This window comes from Variovorax sp. Root434 (assembly GCF_001426595.1).
Taxonomy (GTDB): domain Bacteria; phylum Pseudomonadota; class Gammaproteobacteria; order Burkholderiales; family Burkholderiaceae_C; genus Variovorax.
Map to the genome: position 1 here is coordinate 110,524 of NZ_LMEK01000022.1, position 19,798 is coordinate 130,321.

The following is a 19,798-nucleotide window of genomic DNA, read 5'->3' on the forward strand; positions in this document are numbered from 1 at the left end:
TACGGGTCACTACTAACTAGGCAAAAAGGCCAGTATCAGGCACCCGGTCGGCCGCGCTGGAGCATCGAGCGCATCTCGCGCAGCGACACCGCGCTTTCGGCCGACAGCGACACGCGCGGCACCGGCTTGAACGCGTGTCCGTAGATGACCTCGAAGGTCAGCGCGATGCGCCCGCCGCCCTCTTCGGCCGGAGCGAGCTCGGGCAGCGCCTTCTTCAGCGACTGGTGCCAGGCCTTGCCGCGCAGCGCCGGGAAGCGCGCCGGGTGCAGGTTGCGGCCCAGCGTGCGCAGCTCGGCCAGCGCCGCCTCGGGCGTGGCCCAGGTCAGCACGATGCGCTCCATGTCCATCACCGGTTCGGCGAAGCCGGCGTGCACCAGCATGTCGCCCCAGTCGTGCATGTCGGTGAACTCGTGGCCCGCGGCCGGCCAGCCGAGCCGGGCATGCAGCGCACGCAACTCGCGCACGGTGTCGGGCCCGAGGCAGGAGAACATCAGGAAGCCGTCGGTTGCCACCAGCTTGTGCCAGTGCGCGATCAGCGCTTCCGGGTCGGCCGCCATGTGCAGCGACATGTTGGCCCAGAGCAGGTCGACGCCGTCTTCCGGCGGCGCGTCGAAGCGCGCCTTGCCGGCCTGCCAGCGGCGCGCGCTCCACCATGGGGCGGCCAGCGCCTGGCCGGTGGCGGCGGCCAGCGCGGGCTCCGGCTCGATCACGAAGGAAGCCGCGTCCTTGTAGCGGCGGGCGACGAGTTCATGCGCCTCGAGGCCGCTGCGCAGCGGTGCCCAATCGGCCCATGTGCGGGGCTGGGCCTTGATCCATTGCAGCCGGTCTTCCATCCGGCGGCCGATTTCCTCGTGCAGCCAGGGGGAGCCGTCGGCAGGCGCGAGTTGGCGCCAGCGGGCGGCCGCCGTGGCATCGATGGTCGGCGGTCGTCGTGAGGGGTCGGTGGCCATGGGGCCGTGAGTATATTGAGGCCATGTCCAGCCATCGGGCCTTGTGGCCTTTCATGCCCTTCGGGTCTTTCGCCTCGCTGCTCGCACGGCTGCCCAGCCAGTGCGCGGTCTGCCGCGCCTGGCCGTCGCGCCCGGTGTGCGATGCCTGCGTGGCCCGCTTCGCCCCGCCCACCGCGCGCTGCAGCAGTTGCGCCCTGCCCGTGCCCGAAGGCGTGAGCCGCTGCGGCGACTGCGTGAAGCACCCGCCGCCGCTGGACGCCTGCCTCGCGGCCTGCACCTACGCATGGCCGTGGCCGGACGCCATCACGGCATTCAAGTTCCAGGGCGAGGCCGGCTGGGCCGACCCGTTCGCCACGCTGCTGCGCAGCACGCCATGGGTGGAGCCGGCGCTGGAGGCTTGCGACAGCGTGCTGCCGATGCCGCTGGCGCCTGGTCGGTTGCGCGAACGCGGCTTCAATCAGGCGCACGAGTTGGCGCGGCGGCTGTCGCCTGCCAAGACCGACGCCACCCTGCTCCTGCGCACCCGCGAGACGCCCGCGCAGAGCGGCCTTTCGCGCGCCGACCGGCTGCACAACCTGCGCGGCGCCTTCGCCGTGGAGCCGCTGCGCGCCGAGAAGCTGCGCGGCCGGCGCCTCGTGCTGGTGGACGACGTGATGACCAGCGGCGCCTCGCTGTTCGCGGCCGCCGAAGTGCTGCGGCTGGCGGGCGCGGCCCATGTCACGGCCATCGTGCTGGCCCGGACCGATCCGCCGCGCTGAACCTCCGACGCGGCCCGCCGACAATCGGCGCATGTTCCATATCGTCCTGGTCCACCCCGAAATCCCGCCGAACACCGGCAACGTGATCCGGCTCGCCGCCAACACCGGCTGCACGCTGCACCTGGTCGAGCCACTCGGTTTTTCGATGGACGACCGCCTGCTGCGCCGCGCAGGGCTCGACTACCACGAGTACGCCGAAGTGAAGCGCCACGCCGACTGGCAAGCGCTGCTCGCCACGGAGCAACCGGCCGCCGACCGCATGTTCGCCCTCACCACGCGCGGCACGCGGGCCGTGCACGACGTGCGCTTCCAACCCGGCGACTGGCTGGTGTTCGGCTCGGAGACCAGCGGCCTGCCGCCGGCCGTGCGCGACGGCTTCGCCGAGCCGCAGCGCCTTCGCCTGCCGATGCGCGAGGGCCAGCGCAGCCTGAATCTCTCGAATGCGGTGGCCGTGACGGTGTTCGAGGCCTGGCGGCAGAACGGCTTCGGCTGAAACGAAAAAGCCCGGCGCCTCAGCGGTAGCGGCGCACCACCGACTCGGCCACGCAAGCCGGCTTGGCCGCGCCTTCGAGCTCGATGGTGACTTCCCAGGTCATCTGGAAGCCGTCATCGGCAATCGGCTCCGAGCTCAGCAGCTTCATGCGCGCCCGCAGCCGCTTGCCCACCGGCACCGGCGACATGAAGCGCACCCGGTTCATGCCGTAGTTCACGCCCATGCGCGACTCGACAACGTCGATCGCCGTCTCGAAGAAGCGCGGCAGCAGCGACAGCGTGAGGAAACCATGGGCGATCGGCCCGCCGAAGGGGCCGGCCTTGGCCCGCTCGACATCGATATGAATCCACTGGTGGTCGCCCGTCGCCTCGGCGAACTGGTTGACCTGCGCCTGCGTGATGGTGATCCAGTCGCTCACGGCGACCTCCTGGCCAACGCAGGCGGCGAGATCCTGAAGGGTCTGGAATGTCTTTTTGGTCATGCGGGCATTCTGGCGTGCGGGGTGTTCGCGCGGCTGTCGGGCTTGCGACAACCGGGCTCAGGGAAAACCGGGAGCCTCGATCAGGCGTCGAGCCATTCGCGGATCGGCTGCCACTGCTCCAGGTCGCGCTGCACGCGGCCGGGCGCGATGTCGAACAGCGTGAGTCCGCGCGCCGCGAGCTGCACGTAGTTCTGCGTGTCGCGCAGTTCGCCGATCACCGGCACGCCGAGCCCCGCGATGAACTCGTGGAGCCGGTCGGCCGCCAGTGTGCGGGCGTTCACGCGCATGCCGACGAGGCCGATCTTCGTCTTTTCGGCGCGGCGGCCTTCCAGCAGCCGGTCGAGGAAGTCGCGCGTCGCGTAGATGTCGAAGATGCTCGGCTGCAGTGGCACGATCACCCGGTCGGCCAGCGCCAGCACGTCCTTGAAGCGCCAGCCGTGCAGGCCGGCCGGCGTGTCGAGGACCGCGTGCGTGGTGCCGCGAGGCGGCCGCACCACCGTGCTGTCGCCGATGGCCTCCCAGGTGGCGATGGGCCGGGCCATCGGCGGACGCAGGCCCAGCCAGAGCCGCGAGGATTGCTGGCGATCCACGTCGCCCAGCATCACGGCATGGCCGTGGCTTGCGAAGTAGCCCGCGACGTTGGTCGCGATCGTCGACTTGCCTACGCCACCCTTGGGATTGGCGACCAGAACCACCGGCATAAAAGCTCTCCTCCGGAACAGGGACAGCGGGAATGGTAGTCGCCGGCGCCCTTTCGCCCGGCGAACCGGCCTTGACTGCGCTATGTTCGCGGCATGACGACAACAACATCCACGGGAAATTCCGGCGGCATCTACGTGCTCGCGGCCCACCCGCACTGGCGCGACTCGCGCATCAACCGCCGCATGCTCGCCGCCGCGCGCGCCGTGCCGGGCATCGACGTCAACGATCTCTACGGCAGCTACCCCGACTTCGCCATCGACGTCGAGGCCGAGCAGGCCCGGCTCGCCAAGGCCGACCTGGTGGTGCTGGTGCATCCGATCCAGTGGTACTCGATGCCCGCGCTGCAAAAACTCTGGGTCGACGACGTGCTCGGCTACGGCTGGGCCTACGGCCCCGGCGGCACGGCGCTGCAGGGCAAGGACCTCTGGCTGGTCGCCACCACCGGCAGCCCCGAAGCCGCGTACCACCCGCAGAACTACCACCGCTATTTCTTCGACGCCTTCCTGCCGCCCTACGAGCAGACCGCCGCGCTGTGCGGCATGCGCTTCCTGCCGCCGCTGGTCTTCTACGGCGCGCGCAGCGCCAGCGAGGCGGACGTGGCGTCGCACGTCGAAACTTTTGCCCAGCGCCTCGGCAGCTATCCCGACTGGCCGGAGATCGAGGAGATCGACGCCTGCGTGGCCTGCCCCGTGCCCGAAAGCGATCGGCCAGCCGACACCGACGACATCGGCCAGGTGGTCTCCAGCACCCTCCAGGCTGCCATGGCCCACGGCCTCGCGGCCACGGCCGCAGACAACAGCAAGGCGGCCTGAATGGAACACGCACCCGCCTGGTTGACCAACAGCCTGATCTACCTGGGCGCCGCCGTGCTGGTGGTGCCGCTGTCGAAGGCCCTGGGCCTCGGCTCGATCATCGGCTACCTCGTGGCCGGCATCGCCATCGGCCCTTGGGGATTGGGCCTCGTGTCCAGCGTCGAGGACGTGCTGCACTTCGCCGAGTTCGGCGTGGTGCTGATGCTGTTCCTCGTGGGCCTCGAACTCGAACCCAAGCGCCTGTGGAACCTGCGCCGTCCCATCTTCGGCTGGGGCGCCGCGCAGGTGCTGAGCTGCGCCGCCGTGCTGTTCGCCGCGGGCTGGGCCGTGGGCGCCGAATGGCGCGTGGCGCTGGTGGCCGCGCTGGGCCTCGCGCTGTCGTCCACCGCCATCGCGCTGCAGGTGTTCGGCGAGCGCAACCTGCTGAAGACGCCGAGCGGCCAGGCCGGCTTCTCGATCCTGCTGTTCCAGGACGTGGCCGCGATTCCGATCCTCGCGCTGCTGCCGCTGCTCGCGGGCGCCACCGCGGCCGAGCAGTCCATCACCGGCCTCGAACGCGCGCTGGAAGCCGCGAAGATCATCGGCGTGATCGGCGGCATCATTCTCGGCGGCCGGCTGCTGCTGCGTCCCATCCTGCGCTGGATCGCGCGCAGCGACACGCCCGAGATCTTCACCGCCGCCGCACTGCTGCTGGTGGTGGCCATCGCCGCGCTGATGCAGGCGGTCGGCCTGTCGATGGCGCTCGGCGCGTTCCTCGCCGGCGTGCTGCTCGCCGAGAGCGAATACCGGCGCGAGCTCGAAACCGACATCGAGCCCTTCAAGGGCCTGCTGCTGGGCCTGTTCTTCATCGCCGTGGGCATGTCGATCAACTTCGGCGTGCTGATCGCGAGCCCCTGGGTCATGGCGATGCTGGTGGTCGGTTTCATGGCCGTCAAGCTGGTTGTGATCTACGCGCTCGCCAAGGCCATGGGCATTGCCTACCAGGAGCGCCCGGTGTTCACGCTGCTGCTGGCGCAGGGCGGCGAGTTCGCGTTCGTGGTGTTCCAGGCCGCGGGGCCCGACGTGCTGCCGCCAGAGATCACCTCGCTGCTGATCGGCGCGGTCGCACTGTCGATGCTGCTGTCGCCGCTGCTGCTGGTGCTGCTCGACAAGTTCGTGCTGCCGCGCTACAGCCGCAACGGCGGCACCCAGCTGGAAGAGATTTCGGAGCAGCAGGACGCCAAGGTGCTGATCTGCGGCTTCGGCCGCTACGGCCAGATCGTCGGCCGCATGCTGATGTCGCAGGGCCTGCGCGTGACCGTGCTCGACCACGACGCCGACACCGTCGAAGGCCTGCGCCAGTTCGGCTTTCGCGTGTTCTACGGCGATGCCACGCGGCTCGACCTGCTGCGCACCGCGGGCGCCGGTTCGGCCAAGGCCATTGTGGTGGCGGTGGACGACATCGAGCAGTCGCTCGAAATCGTCGATCTGGTGCGGGAGAACTTTCCGCAGGCGCGCATCATCGCGCGGGCCCGCAACGTGACCCACCTGTTCCAGCTGCGCGACCGTGGCGTGACGGACGTGGAGCGCGAGGTGTTCGAGTCATCGCTGCGCAGCGCCCGCACCACGCTCGAGGCACTGGGCTGGCCGGCGCATGAGGCGCGCGAATCGGCCATGCGCTTTCGCCGCCGGAACATCAAGCTCAGCGATGAGATCTATCCGCACTACAAGGACCGCGCCAAGCTGATCGCTGCCAACAAGGCGGGCCGCCAGCAGTTCGAGGAACAGATGGCGCGCGAGCGCGAGGAGCGGCAGCGGCGCTCGGGGCGCGACTGGGAGCGGATCGACGAAGACGAGGCAACGAAGGAAGAGGCGGACGCGTAGCGCCCCTCCGCTCGCGCCTTCAGGGGGCCCGACATCACGTCGGGCTTGGAACGACACCTATCGATCTCTATCAGGGTTTTCCCTCAGCAAGCCTCGGCCCTTCGTTCAGTACACTGATTGTCATATTCAGTGTGCTGAATGCCATTTCGCACTCAAGAAAAGCTTCGTGCGACTGCGCTTGTATTTCCTTCAGGAGACAACAATGAAACACGCCTTGCGCCGTGACCTGGACGAAGGTCCCATGAGCAGATTCCAATGGAGCGCGATCGCCATCTGCGTCACGCTCATCATGCTCGACGGCTTCGACGTGCTGGTGATGGCATTCACCGCCGCCAGCGTCTCGGCCGAATGGAAGCTCAGCGGCGCCCAACTCGGCGTGCTGTTCAGTGCCGGGCTGTTTGGCATGGCCGCCGGTTCGCTGTTCCTCGCGCCCCTCGCCGACCGATTCGGGCGCCAGGCCATCATCCTCCTGTGCCTCGTCGTGATCGCGCTCGGCATGGGGCTTTCGGCACTGGCGCAAAGCAGCACCCAACTGGCGGCCCTGCGCGCACTCACGGGGCTGGGCATCGGCGGAATGCTGGCCAGCGTCGGCGTCATAACGGCCGAATTCGCCTCGAACAAGTGGCGCAGCACGGCTGTCGCGCTGCAGGCGACGGGCTATCCCATCGGCGCGACGATCGGTGGCAGCATCGCCGCGGTGCTGCTCGAGGCCTACGGGTGGCGCTCGGTCTTCGTCTTTGGCGGCCTCGCCACCGTCGCCATGATTCCGCTGGTGCTTTGGCGGCTGCCGGAATCCGTCGACTTCCTCACTTCGAGGCGCCCGGCTGGCGCGCTGCAAAAGCTCAACGCCCTGCTGCGAAAAATGCAGCGCACCGAACTGGCCGAACTCCCGCCGCTCCCGGCCGTTGGCGAACGCCCTTCCAACACGATTCCGGGCCTGTTCAACGGCGGACTGGCCCGCTCGACGCTGCTGCTCTGGGCCGCCTTCTTCCTGCTCATGTTCAGCTTCTACTTCGCGCTCAGCTGGACGCCGAAGCTGCTGGTTTCGGCTGGGCTCTCGGCCCGCCAGGGGATCACCGGCGGCGTGCTGCTGAACATCGGGGGCATCGTCGGCGGCAGCCTGTTCGGGCTGCTGGCCGCCCGGCTGAACCTCGGCCGGCTGACGGCTGCCAGCCTGACGATGACAGCCGTCGCCATGGCTGCCTTCGGCGCCTCTACCGGCCACCTCGGTGCGTCGTTCGCGATTGCCTTCCTGATCGGCGCATTCATCTTCGGCTCGATGGCCGGCCTGTATGCGTTCGCGCCGGTCATCTATCCGGCGGCGGTGCGCACGACCGGCATGGGGTGGGCCATCGGCATCGGCCGCATCGGTGCCATCCTCGCGCCGCTGATTGCCGGCATGCTGCTCGACGGCGGCTGGCAGGCACCGAAGCTGTACTACGCCTATGCGCTGCCGCTGGTCGCGGCGATGGCGGCAGTGCTGGCGCTGCGCCGAAGCGCCGCGCGGCAGCCCACAGGCGCCGTGATCAGTGCGCACTGAGCGGTTTCTTTTTCTTTCCCGGAAATCTCAAGGAGACACACATGTTCCCGAAAAATGCCTGGTACGTGGCCTGCACCGCCAACGAAATCGACGACAAGCCGCTGGGCCGGATGATCTGCGGCGAGAAGCTCGTGCTGTACCGTGCGGCCGAGGGCAAGGCTGCGGCGCTGGAGGATTTTTGCCCGCATCGGGGTGCGCCGCTCTCGCTCGGCTCGGTCGTCGAAGGCAAGCTCGTGTGCGGCTATCACGGCCTGGAGATGGGCTGCGACGGCAAGACGGTCGCCATGCCCGGCCAGCGCGTGCGTGGATTCCCCTCGATCCGGTCCTTCCCGGTGATCGAGCGCTATGGTTTTGTCTGGGTGTGGCCCGGCGACCCGGCCCAGGCCGACCCGGCCAAGCTGCATCACCTCGAGTGGGCCGAAAGCCCGGATTGGGCCTACGGCGGCGGCCTCTTCCACATCCAGTGCGACTACCGGCTCATGATCGACAACCTGATGGACCTGACGCACGAGACCTACGTGCATGCGACCAGCATCGGCCAGAAGGAAATCGACGAGACGCCGACCAAGACCGTCACCGAAGGCAACACCGTCACCACCGCCCGCCACATGGAAAACATCATGGCGCCCCCTTTCTGGCGCATGGCGCTGCGCGGCAACCACCTGGCCGACGACGTACCGGTCGACCGCTGGCAAATCTGCCGCTTCACGCCGCCGAGTCACGTGCTGATCGAAGTCGGCGTCGCGCACGCCGGCAAGGGTGGCTATCACGCCGACCCGGCGCACAAGGTGTCGAGCATCGTGGTCGACTTCATCACGCCCGAAACGGAAACCTCGATCTGGTACTTCTGGGGCATGGCGCGCAATTTTCAGCCGCACGACAAGGCGCTCACCGCATCGATCCGCGAGGGTCAGGGCAAGATCTTCAGCGAAGACCTCGAGATGCTCGAGTCGCAGCAGCGCAACCTGCTCGCGCACCCGCAACGCCAGTTGCTCAAGCTCAACATCGATTCCGGCGGCGTGCAGTCGCGCCGTGTCATCGAACGCCTGATCGCACAGGAAGACGAAGCTTCCAGCAAGCAGGAAGCCGCAGCATGAACGCCTCCGAACTCAGCGTGCGCGTTGCACGCAAGCACGTCGAAGCGCTGGACATCTGCACATTCGAACTGGTGCGGGAAGATGGAGGCGCCCTGCCGGCGTTCTCGGCCGGTTCGCACATCGACGTGCACATGCCGAACGGTGTCACGCGCCAGTACTCGCTGTGCAATGACCCGAGCGAGAGCCATCGCTATCTGATCGGCGTGCTGCGCGACCCGAACTCCCGCGGTGGATCGCAAACGATGCACGACTTCGTCAAGGAGGGCGACGCGCTTCGCATCAGCGCACCGAAGAACCACTTCCCGCTGGCGCACGGCGCCGCGCACAGCGTGCTGATTGCCGGCGGCATCGGCGTGACGCCCATTCTGTGCATGGCAGAGCGACTGGCGGTCGCCAACGCGGCCTTTGAAATGCACTACTGCACGCGTTCGCAGGAACGCACTGCGTTTGTCGAGCGCATCGCGCAAGCGCCATTCGCTTCCCGGGTGCAATTTCACTTCGATGACGGGGATGAAACGCAGAAGTTGTCGCTTCCGGCCATTGTCCAGACTCCGAAGACGGGCGTTCATCTGTACGTGTGCGGGCCCAAGGGCTTCATGGACTGGGTGCTCGACGCTGCACGCGCCGCTGGCTGGCCCGTCGACCAGCTCCACTACGAATTCTTCTCGGCCGAGGTGGTCAAGTCGGACGCCGATGCAGCCTTCGAGGTCAAGCTCGCGAGTTCCGGCCGCATCGTTGCGGTGCCCAAGGACAAGACGGTGGTGCAGGCCCTTGCGGCGGCGGGTATCGAGGTGGCCACTTCGTGCGAGCAGGGCGTGTGCGGCACATGCCTCACGCGCGTGCTCGAAGGCGAGCCCGACCACAAGGACATGTATCTGACGCCCGAGGAACAGGCAGCCAACGATCAGTTCACGCCCTGCTGCTCGCGATCGCGTTCGCCGATCCTCGTGCTCGACCTGTAGGGCGCTTGAAGCGAGAGGGTCTCGGTAAGATCGCGGGCTTCTGCGCCGCCGAAGCCGATCTGTTTTCTCCATCATGTCCCTCAGCAAGTCCAATACCGCCGCGATCGACATCAACGACCAGCCGGGTCACCTCATCCGGCGCGCCCATCAGATCGCGGTGTCGGTATTCCACGAGACGCTGGGGCGCGACGTCACGCCGGTGCAATATGCCGCGATGCGCGTCTTGCAGGACAAGCCGGGCATCGACCAGATCACCCTGGCCCAGCAGGTGGCCCTCGATACCTCCAGCGCTGCCGACATCGCCGCGCGGCTGGAAACGAAGGGGTTGATCACCCGCAAGATGCTGGCGCGCGGACAGCGCGAGTTGCGCCTCACGGCCGCCGGCGAGGATTTGCTTGCAGAGATGGTGCCCGCGATGGCACAGATGCAAGACACCCTCCTGGGTTCGCTGAGCGAGAAGGAGCGCGCAGATTTCATGGCGTTGCTCAGGAAATTCGTCACCGTCAACAACGAGAAGAGCCGCGCGCCGATGCGCGCTTAATGCGGGCGACGGGTCCCCTCTTCGGGATGGCGGGGCTGTCCACGAGCGCCGTGGCGGCTTCGCAAGCCGACTGTTGTAATCGGACATGGAACACGGTGCGAACGCGTCGCCTCGGCACAATCACCCCATGCCCAGCGTCCAACCCATCAAGAAAAAGACAGCCCCCGCGGTCACAGCCACCCCGGCGCCCATGACCGGGTCCGTGGACACCGCCTTCCTTCGCACGCTGGTGGGTTACAACGCGCGCCGCGCCTCGCTGGCCGTGATCGAGGTGTTCATGGAGCGCATGGCGGTCTACGGCCTGAAGGTGGTGGATTTCTCGGTGCTGTCGCTGATGGCGCACAACCCCGGCATCACCTCGCGCCAGCTGTGCGCCACGCTCGATGTGCTGCCGCCCAACCTGGTGGGACTGATCGCCGCGCTGGAGCGGCGTGGGTTGATCGAACGCCGCCCGCACCCGAGTGACGGCCGCGCCCTGGGCCTGCACCTGACGCCGGCAGGGATGGATCTGACCGCGCAGGCAGAGCAGACCGCCGCCGACCTGGAGGTGGAAGCCACCGGGCGCCTGACGGCCGCCGAGCGCAAGACGCTGATCCGGCTGCTGCAGAAGGTGTATTCGCAGGAGATTTGAAGCTCCCCTGCGGCGCCGGCACGGCCGAGGACGACGCGGGCTGACGCGGGCTATTGGCGGTATTTCACTCGGCGCGCGACTTTTCGGCCATGGCCTGGGCCAGGCCACCCCACTGGGCGCGGAACAGCCCCGGGTCCATGGTCTTCACGTCGCGCATCAGGGGCCTGAACCCCATGTGCGCCAGCACGTCGCGCTCCAGGTCGATGCCCGGCGCGATCTCGATCAGTTCCAGCCCGTCGGTGGTCAGGTGGAACACCGCGCGTTCGGTGACGAACAGCACGTTCTGCTGGCGCCGCGCGGCATCCAGCCCGTTGAAGGTGATCTGCTCCACCTTCTCGATGAACTTGCGGGACTTGCCTTCCTTGACGATGGCGAGCTGGCCGTCGGCCACCTTCACCTGCAGGCCCCCGGCGGTGAAAGTGCCACAGAACACCAGCTTCTTCGTGGAGCGCGTGATGTTCACGAAGCCTCCGCAGCCCACGGGGCGGCCGTTGAACTTGCTCACGTTCACGTTGCCGTGGTTGTCGGCCTGCGCCAGGCCCAGGAAGCTCGCGTCCAGGCCGCCGCCGTCGTAGAAGTCGAACTGCAGCGACTGCTCGATGATGGCGTCGGCGTTGTAGGCGGTGCCGAAGTCTCCGAGCTGCGCCGGGATGCCGCCGGTGATGCCGCTTTCCACGCTCAGGATGAGCTGGTCGGACACACCTTCTTCCGCCGCCACCGAGGGCACGCCGGCCGGGATGCCGATGCCCAGGTTGGTGATGGCGCCGGGCGTGAGCTCCAGCGCGGTGCGGCGGGCGATGACCTTGCGCTCGTCCAGCTCCATGGGCGCGAGCGAATTGAGCGGCACGCGCACGTCGCCGCACAACGCGGGGCTGAACTGCGTGGTGATGGTCTGCATGTGGTTCTCGGGCTGGCCCACCACCACGTAGTCCACCGACACGCCGGGCACCTTCACCGACTTGGGGTGCAGGCTGCCGGCCTTGACGATGCGCTCCACCTGCGCAATGACGATGCCGCCGCTGGCCTTGGCCGCGTGGGCGATGCTGATCTGCTCCAGCAGCACGCCTTCCTTGTCGAGCGTGATGTTGCCGTTCTCGTCGGCCAGCGTGCCGCGGATGATGGCGACGTCGACCTTGGGCGAGGGGTAGAACAGCCATTCCTCGCCGTTGAACTCCACGAGCTTCACCAGGTCTTCGGTGGACTTGCTGTTGAGCTTGCCGCCTTCGATGCGCGGATCCACGAAGGTGCCCAGGCCCACCTTGGTCAGCAGTCCGGGGCTGCGGCTGGCGATGTGCCGTGTGAGGTGCGAGAGGCTGCCCTGCGGGAAGTTGTAGGCCTCCACCTCGCCGTCGAACACCATCTTCATCATCTCGGCGCCGGTCTGGCCGAAGTGGCCCGCCACGGTGCGCTTGATCATGCCGGGGTGGGCAAAGTGCACCATGCCCGCGTCCTTGCTGTTGCCGATGGCGCCGCAGGCCCAGGTGGTCACGTTGCGCGGGTGGCCCGTGTCGAGGAAGTTCTTTTCCACGCCCTTGAGCACTTCCTCGGGCAGGCTGGAGACGGCCAGGCCGCCCAGGAAGATGGTGGCGTCGTCGGGGATGAGGGCCCCGGCTTGGGCGGCGGTGATGATTTTCATGGTGTGTGTTCCGGGTGTCGGGTGTGCGGGTTCAGGCGTGTTCCGAGGCTCTCAGGCCTCGGGGTTTTCGATGAGCAGCGCCATGCCCTGCCCGCCGCCCACGCAGGCGCTGGAAATGCCGTAGCGCAGGCCGCGGCGGCGCAGCTCGCGCGCCAGCGTCACCGTGAGGCGCACGCCGGTGGCGGCCAGCGGGTGGCCCAGCGCGATGGCGCCGCCGTTCACGTTGAGCTTGTCGCGGTCGAGGCCCAGCTCGCGCTCCACTGCGATGGTCTGCGCGCCCTGGGCTTCGTTGATTTCGAACAGGCCGATGTCGTCCAGCGTGAGCCCGGTGCGCGCCAGCAGCGCGCGGATGGCAGGGGCCGGGCCGATGCCCATGTACTCGGGCGCCACGCCCACCGCCGCCGCACCGCGCAGGCGTGCCAGCGGCTTCAGGTCGCGCTGCTGCACATACGCATCGCTGGCCACCACCGCGCCCACGGCGCCATCGACCAGGGCCGAGCTGTTGCCGGCCGTCTGCACGCCACCGGGATACACGGTGCGCAGGCCCGCCAGGGCCTCGATGGGCGAGGGGCGCGGGTGGGTGTCGCGGTCGAGCTGCGCCACCTTGCGCGGCAGCGTGATGCCGCGCGTGGCATAGCCTTCGAGCGCGAATTTTTCGCTCGTCACCGGCACGATCTCGCCGGCCAGGAAGCCATCGGCCTGGGCCTTGAGCGCTCGCTCGAACGAGCGGGCGGCGTAGGCGTCCACGTCTTCGCGGGTGATGCCGTATTTCTTCGCCAGGTTCTCGGCGGTCTCGATCATCGTGACCGGGCCCGCGGTGTCGATCAGCGCTTCCATCAGGAAGTCCTTGAACTCCACCGGCGCGCCCAGCTTGAAGCCTGTGCGGTGCGTGTAGGCGGCAATCGGGTTGCGCGTCATGGACTCGGTGCCCACCACCAGCGCGACGTCGGCATAGCCCAGCGCGATCTGGTCGGCGGCCTGGCGCAACAGCTCGAAGCCCGTGCCGCAGATGCGCTGCACCAGGATGGCCGGCACGCTCTGCGGCACGCCCGCGTACAGGCCAATGTGCCGCGGCAGCACGAAGGCGTCGAAATCGGCCTGCGCCATCGATCCCGTGATGACCGAGTTCACGTCGGCGGCGGACACGCCGCTGCGCTCCAGAGCCGCACGGGCGACCTTGATGCCCATGTCGGTGGGCGACACATGGCCCAGGGGGCCGCAGTAATCGACCATCGGCGTGCGCACGCCGTCGATCAGCCAGGCGTTCAGGGGTGCGGAAAAGGAATGTTCAGTGGTCATGGATCAAGCTTTCTGGGTTCTGCTGTCGGTCACGCGCAGCACGGTGGCATAGCCGGTGTCGCCGGCGGCACAGCCGGTGAACAGGCCCACGCCGCCGCCGCGCAGCACCAGCTCTTCGATGAGTTCGATGATGGCGCGCATGCCCGTGGGCGCCTGCGGGTGGCCCCAGATGATGGAGCTGCCGTAGTTGTTCATGCGCTCCCACGCGAAGCCCGTGTCGCGCGCCAGGGCGATGTCGTTCACGGCGAACGGGTTGTGGGTCTTGATGGCGTCCACGTCCTTCATGGCGAGGCCCGCGTGCTTCAGGGCATTGAAGGTGGCGGGCACCGGCGCCATGGGCATGTAGCCCGCTTCCACGCGCGCCATGCCGAAGCCCAGGATCTCGATCTCGATGCCGGGATCGATGGACGCAGCGCGCGCACGGTCGCGCGTGGTGACGATGGCGCCCGCGTTGCCGTCGGCCGGATGGGTCTGCCCGCCGAAGGTCACGGTGCCGCCTTCCTTCACGGGCTTGAGCCTGGCCAGGCCTTCGGCCGTGGTCGGGAAGATGCCTTCGTCGGTGGCTAGCGTGCCGGTCTGCTTGCGGAATTTCGAGTCGCTCAGCGGCACATCGGCCATGTAGCGCTTCTGGAACGCGCGGTCATCGGCCAGTGCCTGCTGGTACTGGGTGTAGCGGTGCAGCTTCAGCGCGTGCTGCTCTTCGGTACTGATGCCATAGCGCGCGGCCACGTTCTCGCCTGTCTGCAGCATCGCGTTCTTGGCGTAGGGGTCGTGCGCCATGTTGTCGGGCACCCAGTGCTCGGTGATGCCGTAGCCGCCGGTACCGCTGGAATCGGGGTAGTACACGACCGGGCCGTTGGACTGCCGGTCGGCCATCACCAGCAGCGCGCTGCTGGCCGTGCCGCACGCCACTTCCTGCGCGGCCATCTGCAGTGCGCGCACGCTGGTGGCACAGGCCTGCTGCACGGTGGGGCCGGCCACGCGATCGATGCCCATGAGCCCCGTGACCCACGGCAGGCCATAGAAGCTGCCCTTCTGCGGATTGGTGATACCCAGGATGGCCAGGTCCACCGCCGCGAGGTCGTAGCCGCGCGCCGCCAGCGCCTGCTGGCCCACCTTGGCGGCCAGCGGCAGTGCATTGAGGTTGGCCAGCGAGCCCTGCCACTTGGCAAAGGGGGACGACCAATAGATACCGTAGGGGATGAAGGCGTTCACGGCGGGTTCCTTGTTCCTGAGGTCTGCATTTAGTTATTTATCATAACCATATGACCCGCTGGAAAAGCTAGGGAAAGCACCTAGAAAAGAGCCCGGCTTCGACCTTGTTTTAGTTATCTTCAATAACCATAATTCCGCCAACTCACCCACATCACCATGACCCAGTCCACCGACATCTCCCTGGAAATTCGCGGCGAACGCGAGGAAATCGCGGTCATCCGCCTGACCCGCCCCGCCAAGCGCAACGCCTTGAACGACGGCCTGATCCTCGCGCTGCGCGACTTGATGGAAAGCCTGCCCGCCACTGTGGCCGCGGCGGTGATCGACGGCCAGGGCGAGCACTTCTGCTCAGGACTGGACCTCAGCGAACTCAAGGAGCGCGATGCCGGCCAGGGCCTGCACCACTCGCGCATGTGGCATGCAGCGCTCGACCGCGTCCAGTTCGGCCCCGTGCCCGTAGTGGCCGCGCTGCACGGTGCCGTGGTGGGCGGGGGGCTGGAGCTGGCCAGCGCCTGCCACATCCGCGTGGCCGACGAATCCACCTTCTACGCGCTGCCCGAAGGCTCGCGCGGCATCTTCGTAGGCGGTGGCGGCGCGGTGCGCATCCCGCGCCTGATCGGCACGGCCCGCATGACCGACATGATGATGACCGGCCGCGTCTACAACGCGGTGGACGGCGAGAAGGTCGGCTTTGCGCAGTACCTCGTGCCCACCGGCACCGCGTTCGACAAGGCCTTCGAGCTGGCCCAGCGCATCGCCCAGAACGCCCCGCTGACCAACTACGCGCTGATGCACGCGCTGCCCCGCATTGCCGAGCAGCCGTCCGACCAGGGCCTGATGACCGAAGCCATGATGGCCGCCATCGCACAGAGCGCACCCGAGGCCAAGGCCCGCGTGCGCGCCTTCCTCGACGGCAAGGCGGCCAAGGTCAAGAAGGACTGATGCACATCGCGCGCACGGAAAGCCCCTGATGACTGCAAACCCCTCCACCCCCCGCTACCGCCCCCTGCGTTTCGGTGTCACCGAAGTGCGCACCCGCGCTGCGGACAACGGCGTGGTCTATGTCGAAGCCGCGCAGGCTCTGCAGCCGCACCCCGTGCGCCTCACCGACCGGCTGGCGCACTGGGCGCAGGTGGCGCCCGAGCGCACGTGGATGGCCCAGCGCGTGAAGAACGCCGATGGCAGCCTGGGCGAATGGCGCCACATCAGCTACGGCCAGGCGTGGGCTGCGGCCCGCAGCATTGCACAGGCGCTGCTGGGCATGAACCTGAGCGCCGAGCGGCCCGTGGCCATCCTGAGCGAGAACGACCTGGACCATGCGCTGCTGTCGCTGGGCTGCCTGGTGGCCGGCGTGCCGCAGTGCACGGTGTCCACCGCGTATTCCACGATCAGCCAGGACTACGACAAGCTGCGCCACGTGATGAACACGCTGACGCCGGGCCTGGTGTTCGCAAGCGACGCCAGGCGATTTGCCCGCGCCATCGACGCCACGGTGGCCGCCGATGTGCATGTGGTGCTGGGCAGCGGCAGCATCGAAGGGCGTCGCACCACGCCGTTCAGCGAGCTGCTGGCCACCCCCGCCACGCCCGCCGTGGATGCGGCGCACAACGCGATCACCGCGGACAGCGTGGCCAAGTTCATGTTCACCTCGGGCTCCACCAAGCTGCCCAAGGCCGTGATCGTCACGCATGGCATGTGGGCCGCCAACCTGCAGCAGATGAACCAGTCCATGCCCGTGCTGGCCGAGGAGCCGCTGGTGCTGGTGGACTGGCTGCCGTGGAACCACACGTTCGGCGGCAACCACAATTTCGGCATCGTCATCTACAACGGCGGCACGCTGTACCTGGACGAGGGCAAGCCCACGCCCACGGGCATGGCCGAGACCATCCGCAACCTGCGCGAGATCGCGCCCACGGTGTACTTCAACGTGCCCACGGGCTTCGAGGTGATCGCCCAGGCGATGAAGACCGACGACCAGCTGCGCAAGAACCTGCTCAGCCGCGTGAAGATGTTCTTCTTCGCCGCGGCCGCGTTGTCGCAGCCCATCTGGGACGCGCTGTTCGAAAGCGCCGAGCGCGAGGTGGGCGAGCGCATCGTCATGAACACCGGCCTGGGCATGACCGAAGGCACGCCGTTCTGCCTGGCCGTGAACAGCCCCTTCGTGCAGGCCGGCGACATCGGCGTGCCCACGCCGGGGCTGCAGCTCAAGCTGGTGCCCGTGGACGGAAAAATCGAGGTGCGCTACCGCGGCCCCAACATCACGCCCGGCTACTGGCGCAACCCCGAGGCCACGCGCGAGGCCTTCGACGAAGAGGGCTTCTACTGCTCGGGCGATGCGGTGAAGTGGATCGACGAGAACGACCTCAACAAGGGCCTGAAGTTCGACGGCCGCATTGCCGAGGACTTCAAGCTCAGCACCGGCACCTTCGTGAGCGTGGGCCCCATGCGCGCCAGGATCATCGCGGCCTGCGCGCCCTACGTGCAGGACGCCGTGCTCACCGGCATCAACCTCAAGGAAGTCGGTGCGCTGCTGCTGCCCACGGCCGCCTGCCGCGCCCTGAGCGGCCTGCCCGCCACCGCCGGCCTGCAGGAAGTTGTGCAGAGCGCGCCCGTGCAGCAGCATTTCCAGAAGGTACTGAACCAGCTTTCGGAGCAGGCCACCGGCAGCGCGACGCGCGTGGCACGGGCCCACCTGATGGCCGAGCCGCCATCGCTCGACAAGGGCGAGATCACCGACAAGGGCTCCATCAACCAGCGCGCCGTGCTCCTGCACCGCGCCGACCTGGTGAACGCGCTGCACGACGGCAGCCTGCCTTTCACCATCGTTCCCAAACACTGAATTTCACCGGAAGGAATCCACCATGCACATCCAAGGACAAGCTGCCATTGTGACCGGCGGCGCATCCGGCCTCGGCGAAGCCACCGCCCGCGAACTGGCGCGCCTGGGCGCGAAGGTGGCCGTGCTCGACCGCAATGCCGAACAGGCCGAGAAGATCGCCGCCGAGATCGGTGGCGTGGCCTGCGCCTGCGACATCACCGACGCCGCCAGCGTGACCGCCGCGCTGGACAAGGCCGCCGCCGCCCATGGCCCCGCGCGCATCCTCATGAACGTGGCCGGCATCGGCAGCGCCAAGCGCATCGTGCAGCGCGACGGCAGCGCCGCGCCGCTGGAAGACTTCACGCGCGTGGTCACCATCAACCTGATCGGCAGCTACAACGTGAGCCGCCTGTTCGCCGCCGCCTGCGCCAAGCTGCCCGCGCTGGACAACGGCGAACGCGGCGTGATGATGTTCACCGCCTCGGCCGCCGCGTTCGACGGACAAGTGGGCCAGCAGGCCTACAGCGCCTCCAAGGGCGGGCTCGTGGGCATGACGCTGCCCATGGCGCGCGACCTGGCCCAGCACGGCATTCGCGTGTGCACCGTCGCGCCCGGCCTGTTCGCCACGCCGCTCATGAAGGAGCTGCCCGAAGCCGTGCAGCAATCGCTGGCCGCGTCGATCCCGTTCCCGCCACGCCTCGGAAAGCCCTCGGAGTTTGCCGAGCTGGCCTGCCACATCGTCACCAACGGCCATCTCAACGGCGAAGTGATCCGCCTCGACGGTGCCCTGCGCATGGCGCCGCGCTGACTCTTCAAACCCGCTTCCATCCCGCTTCCTTCAGGAGACATCGATGACATTCAAGAAAAAGACCACCCTCGCCGCCGTGCTGGCGCTCATGGCCATGGGCATGGCCCATGCCGACATCACCATCGGTGTGGTGCAGCCCCTCACCGGCCCGGCCTCCGGCCTGGGCATTCCGGTGAAGAACGGCATCATGATCTGGCCCAAGACCATCGCGGGCGAGACGCTCAAGGTGGTGGTGCTCGACGACGCCACCGACCCGACCACCGGCGTGAAGGACGCGCAGCGCCTGGTGACGGAAGACAAGGCCGACGTGATCATCGGCTCCAGCGCCACGCCGGTCGCCATTCCGATGGCCGACGTGACCGCCGAAGCGGGCACGCCGCAAATCGCGACCTCGCCCGCCAGCCTGCCGCCGGGCAAGGACAAGTGGTTCTTCCGCATGCCGCAGTCGAACGACGTGATGGCCTATGCGGTGGTCGCGCACATGAAGAAGCAGAACGTGAAGACGGTCGGCTTCCTGGGCTACACCGACGCGTATGGCGAACTGTGGCTCAAGGCGCTGACCGCCGAGGCCGCCAAGAACGGCATCAAGATCGTCGCCACCGAGCGCTTCGCGCGCTCCGACACCAGCGTGACCGGCCAGGTGCTGAAGCTCACCTCGGCCAACCCCGACGCGATCCTGATCGTGGCCTCGGGCAGCGGCGCAGGCATGCCGCAGAAGGCGGTGATGGAGCGCGGCTACAAGGGCAAGGTCTACCAGACGCACGCTGCCGCCACGCAGGACCTGATGCGCACCGCCGGCAAGGACGCCGAAGGCACCTTCGTGGTGTCGGGCCCCGCCACCGTGGCCGAGCAGTTGCCCGACAGCCATCCGTCGAAGGCCGCCGCGGTGGCCTTCGTGCAGGGCTACGAGAAGGTCTACGGCCCCGGCTCGCGCAACCAGTTCGCCGGCCACTCGGCCGACGCGCTCACGGTGCTCGAAAAGGCCGTGCCGATTGCACTCAAGAAGGCCAAGCCCGGCACGCCGGAGTTCCGTGCCGCGCTGCGCGATGCGCTCGAAGGCATGGGCCGCACGGTGCTCGCGCACGGCGTACTCAACTGGACGGCGCAGGACCACTGGGGCTACACGACCGAGACCGGCGTGATGCTCAAGGTGGTGAACGGCGCGTTCAAGGTCGAGCAGTAAACCTTCTCT

The 19,798-nt window shown here is 67.9% G+C and carries 19 protein-coding genes; 13 read left to right on the plus strand and 6 right to left on the minus strand.

The genetic code is table 11. The annotated features are described in order from the left end of the window. Nucleotides 1-35 precede the first annotated feature (35 nt). Nucleotides 36-950, minus strand: coding sequence for a hypothetical protein (locus tag ASD05_RS18040; protein WP_056595194.1), 915 nt, complete (start codon nucleotides 948-950; stop codon nucleotides 36-38). A gap of 53 nt (nucleotides 951-1,003) precedes the next feature. Between ASD05_RS18040 and ASD05_RS18045 the strand changes: the two genes are divergently transcribed. Together ASD05_RS18045 and trmL are read left to right on the plus strand one after the other, a co-directional pair. Continuing rightward, the gene (locus ASD05_RS18045; RefSeq protein WP_056595196.1) at nucleotides 1,004-1,708 is read left to right on the plus strand and encodes a ComF family protein; all 705 of its coding nucleotides are present in this window, start codon (nucleotides 1,004-1,006) and stop codon (nucleotides 1,706-1,708) included. Between the two features lie 31 nt (nucleotides 1,709-1,739). Next, nucleotides 1,740-2,201 (plus strand): tRNA (uridine(34)/cytosine(34)/5-carboxymethylaminomethyluridine(34)-2'-O)-methyltransferase TrmL, encoded by a 462-nt coding sequence (trmL, locus tag ASD05_RS18050; protein WP_056595198.1) that lies wholly within the window; start codon nucleotides 1,740-1,742, stop codon nucleotides 2,199-2,201. 19 nt (nucleotides 2,202-2,220) lie between these two features. Here the strand turns inward: trmL and ASD05_RS18055 are convergent, their stop codons facing one another. Both ASD05_RS18055 and ASD05_RS18060 read right to left on the minus strand, forming a co-directional pair. After that, nucleotides 2,221-2,682, minus strand: coding sequence for a MaoC family dehydratase (locus ASD05_RS18055; RefSeq protein ID WP_056595199.1), 462 nt, complete (start codon nucleotides 2,680-2,682; stop codon nucleotides 2,221-2,223). A gap of 80 nt (nucleotides 2,683-2,762) precedes the next feature. Further along, on the minus strand, nucleotides 2,763-3,383 hold the full coding sequence (locus tag ASD05_RS18060) for a ParA family protein (protein ID WP_056595201.1): 621 nt from the start codon (nucleotides 3,381-3,383) through the stop codon (nucleotides 2,763-2,765). Between the two features lie 93 nt (nucleotides 3,384-3,476). Between ASD05_RS18060 and ASD05_RS18065 the strand changes: the two genes are divergently transcribed. The 7 genes from ASD05_RS18065 to ASD05_RS18095 all read left to right on the plus strand — a co-directional run bounded on the left by ASD05_RS18065 (nucleotide 3,477) and on the right by ASD05_RS18095 (nucleotide 10,830). Beyond that, nucleotides 3,477-4,196 (plus strand): NAD(P)H-dependent oxidoreductase, encoded by a 720-nt coding sequence (locus ASD05_RS18065; RefSeq protein WP_056595203.1) that lies wholly within the window; start codon nucleotides 3,477-3,479, stop codon nucleotides 4,194-4,196. Further along, nucleotides 4,197-6,059 (plus strand): glutathione-regulated potassium-efflux system protein KefC, encoded by a 1,863-nt coding sequence (kefC, locus tag ASD05_RS18070; RefSeq protein WP_056595205.1) that lies wholly within the window; start codon nucleotides 4,197-4,199, stop codon nucleotides 6,057-6,059. It begins immediately after the preceding gene. Nucleotides 6,060-6,261: 202 nt separating this feature from the next. Then, the gene (locus ASD05_RS18075) at nucleotides 6,262-7,599 is read left to right on the plus strand and encodes an MFS transporter (protein ID WP_056595207.1); all 1,338 of its coding nucleotides are present in this window, start codon (nucleotides 6,262-6,264) and stop codon (nucleotides 7,597-7,599) included. Nucleotides 7,600-7,640: 41 nt separating this feature from the next. Then, on the plus strand, nucleotides 7,641-8,696 hold the full coding sequence (locus ASD05_RS18080) for an aromatic ring-hydroxylating oxygenase subunit alpha (RefSeq protein WP_056595209.1): 1,056 nt from the start codon (nucleotides 7,641-7,643) through the stop codon (nucleotides 8,694-8,696). Further along, a complete protein-coding gene (locus ASD05_RS18085; RefSeq protein ID WP_056595211.1) occupies nucleotides 8,693-9,658 on the plus strand; it encodes a PDR/VanB family oxidoreductase in 966 nt (321 codons plus the stop codon). Before ASD05_RS18080 ends, ASD05_RS18085 begins: the two co-directional genes overlap by 4 nt. A 73-nt stretch (nucleotides 9,659-9,731) precedes the next feature. Continuing rightward, nucleotides 9,732-10,199 carry a MarR family winged helix-turn-helix transcriptional regulator gene (locus tag ASD05_RS18090; RefSeq protein ID WP_056595212.1) on the plus strand — a complete coding sequence of 156 codons (468 nt, stop codon included), beginning with the start codon at nucleotides 9,732-9,734 and terminating at the stop codon, nucleotides 10,197-10,199. A gap of 127 nt (nucleotides 10,200-10,326) precedes the next feature. Next, nucleotides 10,327-10,830, plus strand: a complete 504-nt coding sequence (locus ASD05_RS18095; protein ID WP_056595213.1) for a MarR family winged helix-turn-helix transcriptional regulator — start codon at nucleotides 10,327-10,329, stop codon at nucleotides 10,828-10,830. 64 nt (nucleotides 10,831-10,894) lie between these two features. Here the strand turns inward: ASD05_RS18095 and ASD05_RS18100 are convergent, their stop codons facing one another. Genes ASD05_RS18100 through ASD05_RS18110 form a run of 3 tightly spaced genes read right to left on the minus strand, consistent with a single transcriptional unit; the run spans nucleotide 10,895 to nucleotide 14,980 of the window. Beyond that, nucleotides 10,895-12,466, minus strand: a complete 1,572-nt coding sequence (locus tag ASD05_RS18100; RefSeq protein ID WP_056595215.1) for an acyl CoA:acetate/3-ketoacid CoA transferase — start codon at nucleotides 12,464-12,466, stop codon at nucleotides 10,895-10,897. Between the two features lie 51 nt (nucleotides 12,467-12,517). After that, the gene (locus ASD05_RS18105) at nucleotides 12,518-13,765 is read right to left on the minus strand and encodes a thiolase family protein (protein ID WP_056595217.1); all 1,248 of its coding nucleotides are present in this window, start codon (nucleotides 13,763-13,765) and stop codon (nucleotides 12,518-12,520) included. Nucleotides 13,766-13,768: 3 nt separating this feature from the next. After that, on the minus strand, nucleotides 13,769-14,980 hold the full coding sequence (locus ASD05_RS18110; RefSeq protein WP_056595219.1) for a thiolase family protein: 1,212 nt from the start codon (nucleotides 14,978-14,980) through the stop codon (nucleotides 13,769-13,771). A 156-nt stretch (nucleotides 14,981-15,136) separates the two neighbouring features. On the opposite strand from ASD05_RS18110, the gene ASD05_RS18115 reads away from it, so the two are divergent. From ASD05_RS18115 to ASD05_RS18130, 4 genes are read left to right on the plus strand one after another with little or no spacing between them, the layout of a single operon-like run. Next, on the plus strand, nucleotides 15,137-15,922 hold the full coding sequence (locus ASD05_RS18115) for a crotonase/enoyl-CoA hydratase family protein (protein WP_056595221.1): 786 nt from the start codon (nucleotides 15,137-15,139) through the stop codon (nucleotides 15,920-15,922). Between the two features lie 28 nt (nucleotides 15,923-15,950). Beyond that, nucleotides 15,951-17,819: a feruloyl-CoA synthase gene (locus ASD05_RS18120; RefSeq protein ID WP_056595222.1), complete on the plus strand. Its 1,869-nt coding sequence runs from the start codon at nucleotides 15,951-15,953 to the stop codon at nucleotides 17,817-17,819. A 22-nt stretch (nucleotides 17,820-17,841) separates the two neighbouring features. Then, nucleotides 17,842-18,606, plus strand: coding sequence for an SDR family NAD(P)-dependent oxidoreductase (locus tag ASD05_RS18125; protein WP_007836396.1), 765 nt, complete (start codon nucleotides 17,842-17,844; stop codon nucleotides 18,604-18,606). Between the two features lie 43 nt (nucleotides 18,607-18,649). Beyond that, on the plus strand, nucleotides 18,650-19,789 hold the full coding sequence (locus ASD05_RS18130; RefSeq protein WP_056595224.1) for an ABC transporter substrate-binding protein: 1,140 nt from the start codon (nucleotides 18,650-18,652) through the stop codon (nucleotides 19,787-19,789). Nucleotides 19,790-19,798 lie beyond the last annotated feature (9 nt).

Excerpts from the sequence above, each read along its gene's own strand:
- ASD05_RS18125 (WP_007836396.1), top strand. The coding sequence starts at position 17,842 with ATGCACATCCAAGGACAAGCTGCCATTGTGACCGGCGGCGCATCCGGC.
- kefC (WP_056595205.1), top strand. The coding sequence starts at position 4,197 with ATGGAACACGCACCCGCCTGGTTGACCAACAGCCTGATCTACCTGGGC.
- ASD05_RS18055 (WP_056595199.1), bottom strand. The coding sequence starts at position 2,682 with ATGACCAAAAAGACATTCCAGACCCTTCAGGATCTCGCCGCCTGCGTT.
- ASD05_RS18115 (WP_056595221.1), top strand. The coding sequence starts at position 15,137 with ATGACCCAGTCCACCGACATCTCCCTGGAAATTCGCGGCGAACGCGAG.
- ASD05_RS18040 (WP_056595194.1), bottom strand. The coding sequence starts at position 950 with ATGGCCACCGACCCCTCACGACGACCGCCGACCATCGATGCCACGGCG.
- ASD05_RS18095 (WP_056595213.1), top strand. The coding sequence starts at position 10,327 with ATGCCCAGCGTCCAACCCATCAAGAAAAAGACAGCCCCCGCGGTCACA.
- trmL (WP_056595198.1), top strand. The coding sequence starts at position 1,740 with ATGTTCCATATCGTCCTGGTCCACCCCGAAATCCCGCCGAACACCGGC.
- ASD05_RS18120 (WP_056595222.1), top strand. The coding sequence starts at position 15,951 with ATGACTGCAAACCCCTCCACCCCCCGCTACCGCCCCCTGCGTTTCGGT.
- ASD05_RS18130 (WP_056595224.1), top strand. The coding sequence starts at position 18,650 with ATGACATTCAAGAAAAAGACCACCCTCGCCGCCGTGCTGGCGCTCATG.
- ASD05_RS18075 (WP_056595207.1), top strand. The coding sequence starts at position 6,262 with ATGAAACACGCCTTGCGCCGTGACCTGGACGAAGGTCCCATGAGCAGA.
- ASD05_RS18085 (WP_056595211.1), top strand. The coding sequence starts at position 8,693 with ATGAACGCCTCCGAACTCAGCGTGCGCGTTGCACGCAAGCACGTCGAA.
- ASD05_RS18045 (WP_056595196.1), top strand. The coding sequence starts at position 1,004 with ATGCCCTTCGGGTCTTTCGCCTCGCTGCTCGCACGGCTGCCCAGCCAG.
- ASD05_RS18065 (WP_056595203.1), top strand. The coding sequence starts at position 3,477 with ATGACGACAACAACATCCACGGGAAATTCCGGCGGCATCTACGTGCTC.
- ASD05_RS18105 (WP_056595217.1), bottom strand. The coding sequence starts at position 13,765 with ATGACCACTGAACATTCCTTTTCCGCACCCCTGAACGCCTGGCTGATC.
- ASD05_RS18080 (WP_056595209.1), top strand. The coding sequence starts at position 7,641 with ATGTTCCCGAAAAATGCCTGGTACGTGGCCTGCACCGCCAACGAAATC.
- ASD05_RS18100 (WP_056595215.1), bottom strand. The coding sequence starts at position 12,466 with ATGAAAATCATCACCGCCGCCCAAGCCGGGGCCCTCATCCCCGACGAC.
- ASD05_RS18090 (WP_056595212.1), top strand. The coding sequence starts at position 9,732 with ATGTCCCTCAGCAAGTCCAATACCGCCGCGATCGACATCAACGACCAG.
- ASD05_RS18060 (WP_056595201.1), bottom strand. The coding sequence starts at position 3,383 with ATGCCGGTGGTTCTGGTCGCCAATCCCAAGGGTGGCGTAGGCAAGTCG.